Origin of the sequence: uncultured Cocleimonas sp., assembly GCF_947495625.1 — a bacterium.
Classification (GTDB): Bacteria; Pseudomonadota; Gammaproteobacteria; order Thiotrichales; family Thiotrichaceae; genus Cocleimonas.
Genome location: NZ_CANLZW010000009.1, coordinates 105,445 through 117,090 on the forward strand (window position 1 = coordinate 105,445; position 11,646 = coordinate 117,090).

General features: G+C 40.7%; 9 protein-coding genes. 1 reads left to right on the forward strand and 8 read right to left on the reverse strand.

Annotated elements, in window-relative coordinates; all coding sequences use genetic code 11:
* Positions 1-21: 21 nt before the first annotated feature.
* On the forward strand, positions 22-1,446 hold the full coding sequence (gene cysS / locus Q1A31_RS07090; RefSeq protein WP_299874347.1) for a cysteine--tRNA ligase: 1,425 nt from the start codon (positions 22-24) through the stop codon (positions 1,444-1,446).
* A 276-nt stretch (positions 1,447-1,722) separates the two neighbouring features.
* On the opposite strand, the gene ftsZ is transcribed toward cysS, so the two are convergent.
* The 8 genes from ftsZ to murD all read right to left on the reverse strand — a co-directional run bounded on the left by ftsZ (position 1,723) and on the right by murD (position 11,559).
* Positions 1,723-2,877, reverse strand: a complete 1,155-nt coding sequence (gene ftsZ, locus Q1A31_RS07095) for a cell division protein FtsZ (RefSeq protein WP_299874349.1) — start codon at positions 2,875-2,877, stop codon at positions 1,723-1,725.
* Between the two features lie 129 nt (positions 2,878-3,006).
* The gene (ftsA, locus tag Q1A31_RS07100; RefSeq protein ID WP_299874422.1) at positions 3,007-4,242 is read right to left on the reverse strand and encodes a cell division protein FtsA; all 1,236 of its coding nucleotides are present in this window, start codon (positions 4,240-4,242) and stop codon (positions 3,007-3,009) included.
* Positions 4,243-4,337: 95 nt separating this feature from the next.
* Entirely contained in the window at positions 4,338-5,159 is an 822-nt protein-coding gene (locus Q1A31_RS07105; RefSeq protein WP_299874352.1) for a cell division protein FtsQ/DivIB, read from the reverse strand.
* Positions 5,160-5,166: 7 nt separating this feature from the next.
* The gene (locus tag Q1A31_RS07110) at positions 5,167-6,120 is read right to left on the reverse strand and encodes a D-alanine--D-alanine ligase (RefSeq protein WP_299874355.1); all 954 of its coding nucleotides are present in this window, start codon (positions 6,118-6,120) and stop codon (positions 5,167-5,169) included.
* A complete protein-coding gene (gene murC / locus Q1A31_RS07115) occupies positions 6,120-7,541 on the reverse strand; it encodes a UDP-N-acetylmuramate--L-alanine ligase (RefSeq protein WP_299874358.1) in 1,422 nt (473 codons plus the stop codon). Before murC ends, Q1A31_RS07110 begins: the two co-directional genes overlap by 1 nt.
* Positions 7,528-8,865 (reverse strand): undecaprenyldiphospho-muramoylpentapeptide beta-N-acetylglucosaminyltransferase, encoded by a 1,338-nt coding sequence (gene murG, locus Q1A31_RS07120; RefSeq protein WP_366942988.1) that lies wholly within the window; start codon positions 8,863-8,865, stop codon positions 7,528-7,530. Before murG ends, murC begins: the two co-directional genes overlap by 14 nt.
* Entirely contained in the window at positions 8,855-10,126 is a 1,272-nt protein-coding gene (ftsW, locus tag Q1A31_RS07125) for a putative lipid II flippase FtsW (protein WP_299874361.1), read from the reverse strand. The genes murG and ftsW overlap by 11 nt, the downstream gene beginning before the upstream one ends.
* A complete protein-coding gene (gene murD, locus Q1A31_RS07130) occupies positions 10,117-11,559 on the reverse strand; it encodes a UDP-N-acetylmuramoyl-L-alanine--D-glutamate ligase (protein ID WP_299874364.1) in 1,443 nt (480 codons plus the stop codon). The genes ftsW and murD overlap by 10 nt, the downstream gene beginning before the upstream one ends.
* Positions 11,560-11,646 lie beyond the last annotated feature (87 nt).

Below are 11,646 nucleotides of genomic sequence, written 5' to 3' on the forward strand. Positions count from 1 at the left end.
GACCCTATAAGAATTCAAAAAATGTTAAAAATTTATAATAGCCTAAGCAATCAAAAAGAAGTTTTTACCCCTATTACAGAAAACAAAATCAAAATGTATGTATGTGGTATGACGGTTTATGATTACTGCCACTTAGGCCACGCGCGCGTTATGGTGGCGTTTGATGTCGTATATCGTTACCTATTAGCAAAAGGTTACGATGTTACTTATGTTCGTAATATTACCGACATTGATGACAAAATCATTCAACGTGCCAATGAAAATGGCGAAGATTTCAAACAATTAACCGAACGATTCATCGATGCGATGCATGAAGATGAAAAAGCATTAGGAATACACCCCCCCACTTTCGAGCCAAAAGCTACGGATAACATCGAAGCGATAATCAATATGATTACAACGCTTATTGATAAGGGCTTCGCCTACCAAGGTAGCGCTAAGGAAGATGACGGCACGGATGTCTATTACTCAGTTTCAAAGTTTGAAGGGTACGGAAAATTATCTGGTAGAAATCCTGACGATTTAAGAGCTGGTGAACGCATTGCAGTTAATACAGATAAACAAGATCCTTTAGACTTTGTGTTGTGGAAGTGCGCTAAGCCTGGTGAGCCTTACTGGGATTCTCCCTGGGGAAAAGGTCGCCCAGGGTGGCATATTGAATGTTCAGCGATGTCTACTCAAATACTCGGTAATCATTTTGACATTCACGGTGGTGGACACGATTTACAGTTCCCACACCATGAGAATGAAATCGCACAATCTGAAGCCTGTACGGGTGAACATTTTGCAAACTACTGGATGCACAACGGTTTTATACGCATTGATGAAGAGAAGATGTCTAAATCTTTAAATAACTTTTTCACTATCCGTGATGTGTTAAAAGATTATAAAGCCGAAGTGATTCGTTACTTTATGTTAACAAGCCAATACCGTAGCCCACTTAACTACAGCACTGATCAGCTAGACGCTGCACATGCGGCATTAGATAGATTTTACACTGCCCTGCGCGGTCTTGATCTCTCTGCTGATGACAATGCTGATCAAGCTAAGTCTAGTTATGAAGAACGCTATGAAGAAGCGATGGATGATGATTTCAACACGCCAGAAGCACTTGCCGTTTTATTTGAATTAGCCCGAGAAGTGAATCGTGCCAGACAAGCTGAAGATAAAAAAGAAGATAAGTCCGAATCACTCAGACTCGCGAAAATTCTCTTCAAACTCACATCACAGTTAGGACTGCTTACTGGTGATATTGAAGATTGGTTTAAAGGCGATGCCGGCTCTGATGGTATTAGCAATGAAGAAATTGAAACCCTCATTCAACAACGTTTAGATGCTAAGGCAAATAAAGACTGGGCGTTAGCAGATAAAATTCGTGATGAATTAGTCGCGCAGAATATTTCACTTGAAGATAAAGGTCCAAATACAATCTGGAGACGTGATTAAGCTGAAAACGGTTTATCATGCGCTCTACAATATTGATCTAATACAAACCAAGTAGTAAGCAGATTAAAAAAGCCCATATAAGTAGGGGGGTGTATTTATACAAATACACCCCCCTACTTTTAACTACTTTTTTATAAATAAGTTATTCAACCTAAACAATTCATTGCTTAGATTGCCTTTAACTTGAGTCAGAACAAGGCGGAAAATGTGAGCTTACAAATGTAAGTGATCATTTTCCAACGCCGTAATGGCTCAAGTTAGAGGTGAGCTAAGTTATTAATCAGCTTGATTGCGTAAAAAAGCTGGTATATCCAGGTAGTTAGACTCTGTAGCCGTTGTTGACTTAGGTGTAGTTTCGTAATGAGGCTGTGAATGCCCACCGTTAGCTACCATACGTGGTTGCTCAAGCTCAACAGGGCGTAATCTGTTGTTACTTTGTCTTTCTTGAGTAGGAACTGCCTGTAGCTCTGCACCTTGCTTATCAAGACCTGTCGCTACTAATGTTACGCGAATCTCTTCACTCATATCAGGATCAATTACCGTACCAACAACTACTGTTGCATCATCATGAGCAAATTTACGAACTGCGGCACCAACTTCTTCAAACTCGTGGATTCCCATATCAAGACCAGCTGTGATATTTACCAAGATACCTTTAGCACCATTTAGATTGATATCATCAAGTAATGGACTTGAAATCGCAGCTTCAGCCGCTTTAGTCGCTCTATCATCACCACGTGCAACGCCTGTACCCATCATTGACATGCCCATTTCGCTCATGACTGTTCTTACGTCAGCGAAATCCACATTGATCAAACCAGGACGAGTAATCAAGTCAGCAATTCCTTGTACTGCGCCTAATAGAACATCGTTTGCTGCTTTGAAAGCGTCCAGTAATGTTGTATTTTTACCCAATGAAGTCAATAACTTAGCATTTGGAATTGTGATAATTGAATCCACATATTTACCAAGCTCGGCAATTCCTTCTTCAGCCGCTTTCATACGCTTTGGACCTTCAAACGGGAATGGTTTAGTAACTACTGCTACTGTTAATACACCCATTTCTCTAGCCATTTCAGCTACTACTGGTGCAGCTCCTGTACCTGTTCCGCCACCCATTCCAGCAGTGATGAATAACATATCAGTCCCTGAAACCAACTCCTTGATACGCTCACGATCTTCGAGTGCTGCTTCGCGTCCAATTTCTGGATTTGCGCCTGCACCTAGACCTTTAGTCAATGCATTACCTAATTGAATAAGATTTTTAACAGGTGATCCGTCAAGTGCCTGTGCATCTGTATTTGCACAGATGAACTCTACCCCTTCAACGCCTGCATCAACCATGTTTTGAACCGCATTTCCGCCGCCACCGCCAACTCCGATGACCTTGATATTCGCATTTGTTGCTTCTGTATCCATTAATTCAAACATTAGCCCTAACTCCTTTTATTACTTAATTTCGATGTGATTAAAATTAAAAATGCTTCCTTCTAAAACATTTTTTACTACGTTACTTCTTTGTACTTTTTAAACTTCTAACTTTTGTATCTGCTGCATTTTTTACAAATTACTACCAAACCAATTCTTCATTTTGTCCCATAGATTTTCTTGTGAAACATGAGAAAAACCTTTGCCACCAGAAAATTCATTCTGAGCAGCTCCGTATAACAACAATCCAACACCTGTTGAGTGAATTGGGTTTTCTACTTCTCCCTTTAAACCACCAATATTCATTGGCGCTCCTATGCGTACTGGCATATGGAAAATTTCTTCCGCTAATTCTACTGCACCGCGAATCTTTGAAGACCCACCGGTTAAAACGATTCCTGCGCCAATGCGCTCTTCGAATCCACTGCGCCTGATTTCAGCATGGATCATTGAGAATAATTCTTCATAACGTGGCTCTATTACTGATGCCAATGTTTGTGGAGAAAGACCTCGAGATTCACGCTCCCCAATACCTGGCACTTCGATGACTTCATCACTTGTAACTAACTGACGCAAAGCATAACCGTGCTCAATCTTAAGTTTTTCAGCGAACTGAGAAGTCGTTCGAACAGCAACTGCGATGTCGTTAGTGACTTGATCACCAGCAACTGGAATAACTGCTGTATGCTGAATTGCACCATCGAGGAAGATCGCTATATCGCTTGTTCCACCACCGATGTCTACCATGCAAACACCAAGCTCTTTCTCGTCGTTTTCTAAAACTGCATAACTTGATGCTACTTGCTCTAGAATAACGTCATCAACATCTAGACCACAGCGATCTACACATTTAATGATGTTCTGTGCAGCACTTTGTGCACCTGTAATTAAATGAACACGTGCTTCTAAACGAACTCCAGACATCCCCACTGGCTCACGAATACCTTCTTGTTGATCGATCACATAATCTTGGGGTAATACATGCAAGATGCGCTGATCTGCTGGTATTGCTACAGCTCTTGCAGCATCCATCACACGTTCAAGATCACCTTCGGTCACTTCTTTATCTTTAATAGCGACAATACCGTGAGAATTAAGACTCTGGATATGGCTACCTGCGATACCTGCGTAAGCAGAGTTAATATTTACGCCAGCCATCAATTCAGCTTCTTCAACTGCACGCTGAATCGCTTCGATGGTTGAATCAATATTAACTACAACACCTTTCTTCATTCCACGGGAAGGATGTTTTCCTATGCCGACTATCTCTACGCCGCCCTCTTCGTTGACTTCGCCAATAAGTGCAACAATTTTTGAAGTTCCTATATCTAGAGCAACAACCATATTGCCTTCATTACTCACAGACATTGTTATTTCTTTTAATGGTTTCCCCATAACAATTCTCCTAACCCTTCTTTATAAATAAGAAATTCAGTCTTCCTTCGAAAAAACTAAACGTTCTTTTAACCTTTAAAAATGCTGCTTGGTGTCAGCCCCTTTTTCCATTTAACTGCAAGGCCATTGGTATAGCGCAGATCGACAACACTGATCTTTTCTACCACGTCCTTTAAACTTTCCTGATACGCAACCATAAATCTTCTAAGACGTTTTTCCTGATGTTCACGCCCTACTTTTAAAGTCATACCGTTTTCTAATTTTATTTTCCACGAACCACGTGCATCTTCTTTGAACTCAACCAGCTTTACTGGAAAGCCTTTCATCATCTTTCTAATCTTTAAAAAGCCTGTTGCCATATTTCTGCCCTTATTTTCCGGACTATAAAGCAACGGTAAGTCATTCGACTTATCAGCTAAAACAGCTTTAATGATTTCACCATTTTCAGCCAACATGGCTTTATCACCCCAGTAAGCAACGGGTTGTTGTTCGTAAATTCTTACTGTTAACTTATCTGGCCACACATGTGTCATTGAAGCTGAATGTACCCAAGGGTTACTTTCGATTTTCTTTTCCAGACCATCTACATCGAGTAGATACAAATTCGTTTTAGCGTAAGATTCAATAATTGGCTGTAACTGTGTTTTATTCAGTACAGATAAATCACCTGTTACCTCTACCGATTTAATCGTTAGATTCTCCGGGTTTTGAATCCAGAAATAACTACCTGTGATCGCTGCAATAGGCGCCAGTAAAAGCGCTGTCCACATCACTGGTCTCCAGGATATGGAAAAGCTTCTTTTCATAGAATCGCTTTTAGATACACGCACTGTAGCCTGTGGTCTTTTTGCTCTTCTATTATTCGATCTCTTCTTATTTACAGTTTTCATTTCGTTTCTACTTGTTTTGTGTCTTATCTGATAACTTTAATATTTCCAGTGTTAAATCTGAAAAACTCAAACCATGTTGTTTAGCTGCCATCGGTACTAAAGAATGATCGGTCATTCCGGGACAGGTATTCACTTCAATTAACCAGAACGTACCAACATTGTCCTTCATCACATCAACGCGCCCCCAGCCTTTACCACCCACAATCTCAAATGCAGTTTTAGATAGTATTTTCAATGCTTCTTCAGCATCATCATCTAAACCACTTGGGCAGTTATATTGGGTATCATCAGATTCGTATTTAGCATCAAAGTCATAGAACTCTTCGTCAGTCACTACGTTGATCGATGGTAAAACTTCATCCCCTAAAATAGCGACTGTGTATTCTTTACCTGTTACCCATTGTTCAGCAAATACCACGTCATCAAATTCTGCTGCTTTTTCATAAGCGGCTTTTAAATCTTTAGCATCATGCACTTTACTCATGCCAATGCTGGAGCCTTCTTGTGCGGGCTTCACGATGACAGGTAATCCTAACTTTTCTACTACCTCATCAAAGTCTGATTCACTATTTAAAATCTCAAACGCTGGGGTCGGTAATCCTGAGCCTGTCCAGATGCGTTTCGTCATCAATTTATCCATACTGATAGCCGATGCCATTACGCCACAACCGGTATAGGGGATTTGTAGAATCTCTAGAGCACCCTGAATAACCCCATCTTCACCACCACGTCCATGAAGAATATTAAATACGCGATCAAATTTTCCTTCTCTAACCACATCGATAACATTTCTATCAACATCGATTTTGTGTGCATCAATGCCCTTTTCTAATAAACCATCCAATACCGCTTGACCACTTTTAAGAGACACACTGCGCTCTGCTGCCCAGCCTCCCATTAAAACGCCTACTTTCCCGAAGCGTTTTTTCATATTCTCATCAATGGCAGTTACTTCTGACATTAGATCAACGTTCCTTTTGATAACTGAGCAGGTAAACCAGCGGAAATAGTACCCACACTTCCTGCACCTAAGGTTAGTAATACATCGCCATCCTGAAGCTGATTTTGAAGAACTTCGACAATGTCTTCTTGATCAGCAACAAATAAAGGATCGACATTTCCTCTGTTTCTGATTGAACGTGCTAATGAACGACCATCAGCACCTGCAATAGGCTCTTCACTAGCGGCATAGACATCCATCAATACCAATACATCTGGTTCTGATAATACTTGTGAGAAATCTTCAAAAAGATCACGCGTACGTGTGTATCTATGAGGCTGGAATAAAACCACCATGCGTCTATCTGGCCATGCACTTCGCACCGCTTTCATAGTTGCTTCCATCTCTGTTGGATGGTGACCATAATCATCGACTAACATCACAGTACCTTGATGCGTTTTGATCTCTCCATAACACTGGAATCGACGACCTACACCCTGGAATTTATCCAATCCACTTAATATTGCCTCATCACTCACTTCTAACTCGGTAGCAATCGCAATCGCTGCTAAAGCGTTTTGAATATTGTGTTCACCCGGCATATTTAAGGTGACATCTAACGTCGGCTTATCTCTACGTTCAACGGTAAAGAAACTTTGTGTACCTGCATATCGCACATTTCTAGCACGAATATCGGCATCGTAATGAATACCGTAGCTAACTATAGTTCTGGTTATTTCAGGCAGAATATCGCAAACGTTATCATCATCGACACACAACACAGCCAGACCGTAGAAAGGCAAATGATGGAGAAACTCGACAAAGGTATCTTTTAGCTTTTCGAAATCATTGTCGTAAGTAGAAAGGTGATCAGCATCAATATTCGTAACAACTGAAATCAATGGCTGAAGTAATAAAAATGAAGCATCACTTTCATCGGCTTCTGCTACCAGGTATTCACCTGAACCAAGACGAGAATTACTGGCTGTGCTATTCAATCTTCCACCGATTACAAACGTAGGATCTAGTCCACCTTCTGCCAACAAACTGGTTACCAAACTCGTTGTAGTCGTTTTCCCATGCGTACCCGCGACTGCAATACCATTACTAAAACGCATGATTTCCGCGAGCATTTCAGCACGAGGTACTACTGGAATATTCATGTTTTTAGCAGCAATAACTTCAGGATTATCATCACTTACCGCTGAAGAGGTAACGACAACATTAGCGCCTTCGATATTACTCGCGGCATGACCTTTAAATATTTTCGCACCCAGTGACGCAAGACGATCAGTCATCGCATTCTGAGATAAATCAGAACCCGTTACTGCATATCCAATATTAGTCAGTACCTCAGCGATACCTCCCATTCCGGAGCCACCAATACCAACAAAATGCACTTGTTTAATTCGACGACGAGCTAAATCGTTAGGCTGCTTCATAATTTACACCTTTACCTGATTTAACTTTTTTAATACTAGTTTCATTTAACGTTCTATCACCATTTTCTATAGAGTTTTCTGGACCAATTGTTTCTACAAATGTTTCCCATCCATCATCTTCGACATGTTTTCTTTTGTCAGAGATGATTGTTTGTCTATTATCTTTAGTATCTTCGTTTTGATCATCGTGATTCGAATCCGATTTATCAAAATCGTATCCCGCATATTCTGCACAAATAGCAGCGACTCCTTTTGTTGCTTCTGGCTTTGCCAGTTTTCTGGCTTTAATACTCATTTCGATCAGTTTATTTCTATCGCCACAAAGCTCAGTAAGCAAAATTGACAAAGACTCTTTAGTCAGATCGTTTTGCGAGATTAAAATTCCCGCTCCTGACTCACTTAAATATTTTGCATTCGCCGTTTGATGATCATCAACTGCATACAAATAAGGGACCATAATTGAAGCGACACCAGCTGCAGCTAATTCAGCTACGGTCAACGCACCTGATCTACATATTACTAAATCAGCCCATTCGTAAGCTTCAGCCATATCTTCAATAAATGGAGTAACTTCGGCAGTCACGCCCATCTTTTCATAGAGACTTTTTGTAGCCTGATCTTTATTCTTACCAGCCTGATGTCTGACTACAGGTCTTTTATCGATTGGTAATTCATCCAGCGCCATTGGTACGACTTCGTTAAGTACTTGTGCACCTAGACTTCCACCAAAGATGAGAACATTAATATGTCCCCAACGATCACCCATACGTTCAGAGGGTGCTGCTATTGATGCAATATCTAATCGGACTGGGTTCCCGATACCAACCGAATTACTTTTTGCAAATGTTCCCGGAAAACCTTCTAATATCTTCTTACTCACTCTACTTAGCAATTTATTGGTCAAACCAGGAATAGCGTTTTGCTCATGAATAATCACAGGCTTACCAAGTAATGCTGCCACCAGACCACCAGGCCCTGCAACAAAACCACCCATTCCTAATACAGCTGAAGGTTTAACCTTAAGCATGATATTTAAAGATTGAAATAGTGCTTTCATCAACTGAAACGGCGCAGCTAAAAGAGCAGTTACTCCTTTACCCCTTAAACCATTAACTGACAAATACACCATGTCAATACCTGCTTCTGGTATGACTCTCGCTTCTAAACCTTTATGCGTACCCATCCAGATCACAGGAATATTCTGTTCCTGCAAAGCTCTTGCTACAGCTAATCCAGGGTATACATGACCACCAGTTCCACCTGCAGTAATTAAAATTGGACCTTTGGGTTTATTACTCATTTTGTTGATAGTTTTATCTTGCATAACTCGCCTTTGCTCTTGCCTTGTCACGAGTTCTTTTATTACGAGCCGTTTGTTCAATCATTTTACTTTTAGCTTTTTGCGCTTCTTTATCACTAAGCCCAAACAACGCAATTTGCGTATCTCGATGCACACGCATCAACAATGCAATTGCCATGAGCGTAACCAGCAGACTACTTCCACCATAACTAATAAGTGGCAAGGTAAGTCCTTTAGGAGGTAATAACGCTAGATTGACGCCAATATGGAATAACACTTGGAATCCCATCCAGAAGCCGATCCCATAAGCCAAATAGGCGGCAAAGTTTAGCTTTGCTCTGTCAGCTCTAAAGCCGATAACGAATGCGCGTTGTACAAACCAAGCGTATAAAAATAATACGAATACAATTCCAATGAATCCCATTTCTTCAGCGAGTACGGCGAAAATGAAATCATTATGTGCTTCTGGAAGATAAAACAATTTTTGTACACTTCCACCCAATCCAGCACCAAACCAGCCACCATCACCGACGGCCATTAAGGCATGCACTGTCTGGTATGCTTTTCCTGATGCATGTGACCAAGGATCTAAGAATGCAGTAACACGAGCGCCACGATATCCCATCATCACCAAAGGGATCATAATCGCGATGGCTCCAACAAAAAGCAACGCTAAACGTGTGAGCTTCAAACCACCAAGATACAACAGCGCGATTCCTGTCGCTGTTAATACAACTACCGAACCAAAGTCAGGTTCAAGCATTAACAAACCGTCAGTAACACCTAAGACGACTAAAGGAATAATCAAAGGCTTATAAGAATTTGAGTGCGCTAACTCTTTACCATGTCGTACTAAATAACCTGACATATACATAATGATAATCAGCTTCGCCATTTCAGAAACCTGCAATGAAACAGGTCCTAAATTGATCCAACGGTGACTACCATTAACTTCTTTTCCTATCACTGGCAATAAAACAGCCACTAATAATATTAGAACGATTGGTAATAGCTTTGCACCCATGTGTTGCCATACCGATGTTTTAATACGATACACAAAGTAACCAACCACAAGTCCCAAGCACAAGAAAACTAGTTGGCGATTAAAGAAGAAATACATATTTCCAAAATTCTTCTCTGCAACAGCAATGGACGCAGACATCATAATCACCAAGCCTAAACCTAAGAGCATTATCACGCTCATGAGTAAGCCACGATCAACGTATCGTTGCCATGAAGGCTGAAAGTTAGAACAGTAATCTTCGATTATTGCTTTCACTGACATGTATCCTCTTTTACTATTTTTTGCTCAAGTTGTTTCTCTAGTTCATTAACTGCTTGAATAAATTTTTGACCGCGTTCTATATAATTATTAAACATGTCAAAACTTGCGCAAGCAGGAGACAACAACACATTGTCGTTTTCTTCTGAATTTACTAGTTTGTGGGCTTCTGATACTGCTTGTTCCATACTACTTACAAATTTCACAGGAATCGACTGGTCTACGAACTTTGCAATTTTTTCTGCGTCTTCACCCATTAGAACGACTGCACGAGCTTTTTCGGTAATGACGTTTTGAAGTGGCAAAAAATCCGCACCCTTGCCTTGCCCACCTGCGATCAACACAGTCTTACCAGGCAAACCAGAGAGTGCGGCAAGCGTAGCCCCTACGTTCGTTCCTTTTGAATCGTTGTACCAGTTTACGTTGTGTATTTCTGCAACCCATTCTGTTCGATGTGCCATACCAGAAAATTCTTCTAAAGCTTCTAACATTGCCAGCATTGGCAAACCTGCCACTTCACCTAAAGCTAATGCTGCTAAAGAATTTGCAATATTATGACGACCTGGCTGTTTGATGTTTGAAACAGGCATGAGTAACTCTTCACCCTTAGCTAACCATTCTTCGTTGGTGTTTGTATCCGTTCTCAAACCAAAATCACCTGAATCTGGTTGATTAAACCCAAAGCTTACTAAAGACTTCATTACCGATGAATCTAATGCGCTTTGGCATGCAAAATCAGACGAATAATCATCTTCACGATTAAACACTATATGCTCACAATTCTTATAGATTAGCGCTTTAGCCTTAGCATATTGTTCAATATCATTTTCGTACCGATCCAGATGATCTTCAGATACATTCAAAATAACTGCTGCCAATGTTTGTAATGACGGCGTTGTTTCTAATTGATAACTAGACAATTCTAAGATAAATAATTCTGAGTCTTTATCTTCAATTAGTTCTAGAGCTGGCGTTCCAATATTTCCGCCCGTACCAACTTTCACGCCCGCTTTTTTTGCCATAAAGTCGAGTAAAGTAGTTACCGTGGTTTTACCATTAGATCCGGTGATTGCAACGACAGGAACACTAGGCTGAGCAACATTTACTTCACGGGCAAACAACTCAATATCGCCAATGACTTCTGCACCAGAAACTTTCGCTTCAGCAATCTCTGGCGTAGATACTGCAATTCCAGGATTTACAATTAGTTGTTTAGCTTTAGAGAAAAGCGCTCCATCAAAGCTGCCAAAATGATGTGCTATTGGTGAGCCAGATGTTTGCTCCATTGCGGCGAGTTCATCAGCACAAGGTGGATTTAAACGGCTATCAACAACAGTGAAACCACGTTGTTGATTCGCTAAATAACGCGCAACAGAAAGCCCTGTGGTGCCGAGGCCCACAATCACTGTATCTGATGATTTTTGTTGCGTGTTCATTGTTTAAATCTTTTCTCTCTTTGTTTTCTGTTTGTTTGTATCTTTATTTCTTTGTAGAAGATGTGATTAGTCACCCCCCTACTTTTA